Here is a 746-nt window from a genome sequence, read left to right as displayed (position 1 = left end):
AGTTTTACATCGGTAGCGACATATGGAGAGCTCGAAAGCCTGCAGACGGATCTGGACAATTGGGTGTGGCATTACAATAATGAGCGAACCCATCAGGGAAAAATGTGCTGCGGGCGTACGCCAATGGCAACATTACTTGATGGTAAGCGAGTCTGGGCAGAAAAGAATCTGAACCAGATTTAATCTGACAGACACCTGTATAAATAACCGGTAACTGTCAGATCAGGTCTGAGCTAGTACACATTACCTGACCACGCCTTAATGCGACACCCCCTCTATTTGGATAGACTCTTAATTAACTTGCGTTTCTCGATTTCCAATACTTCAGTATTAACCAGAGGTGATATATCCTGAAACCGTTCAAATCTTCGCATTACCTCCTCAAGAGGTAACACTGATGTCGTCAAAATTTCAGCGACCAGTTGAATTGACAGCTCAGAACGCACAATCAAATGTTCAATCACTTCTTCCTGTTTGGCAAGTCGATGTCGTAACTCATTGATAGCTCTCTCTGACATTTTAACTCCCTATAATTAGTCAATACACTCAACCTATCAATTTAAATCATTATCACATGATAACACGTTCACTTTAACAACTCACGGGTACAACAATTACTTTTTGAAATAAACCCTATTGGTATTTAGCTCTAATATACATTAGAGCCCAGCAAGTCATGCAGAGAGCATACCCCCAGTTTCAACAACGCATTGCGCTTATGCGTACTCACTGTTTTGATGCTAAGC

Annotated in this window: 1 protein-coding gene and 1 pseudogene; one reads left to right on the top strand and one right to left on the bottom strand. The window is 41.4% G+C overall.

Annotated features, from left to right (window positions below; all coding sequences use genetic code 11):
- Nucleotides 1-183: pseudogene (locus U869_RS31300) on the top strand (hypothetical protein); the annotation flags it as partial.
- Nucleotides 184-275: 92 nt separating this feature from the next.
- On the opposite strand, the gene U869_RS0128870 reads toward U869_RS31300, so the two are convergent.
- Nucleotides 276-518 (bottom strand): hypothetical protein, encoded by a 243-nt coding sequence (locus tag U869_RS0128870; RefSeq protein WP_025123950.1) that lies wholly within the window; start codon nucleotides 516-518, stop codon nucleotides 276-278.
- Nucleotides 519-746 lie beyond the last annotated feature (228 nt).

The sequence above is a fragment of the Serratia sp. H1w genome (assembly GCF_000633355.1).
Classification (GTDB): domain Bacteria; phylum Pseudomonadota; class Gammaproteobacteria; order Enterobacterales; family Enterobacteriaceae; genus Chania.
Note: the sequence above shows the minus strand (reverse complement) of the source record. Positions and strands in the feature narration are given on the sequence as shown.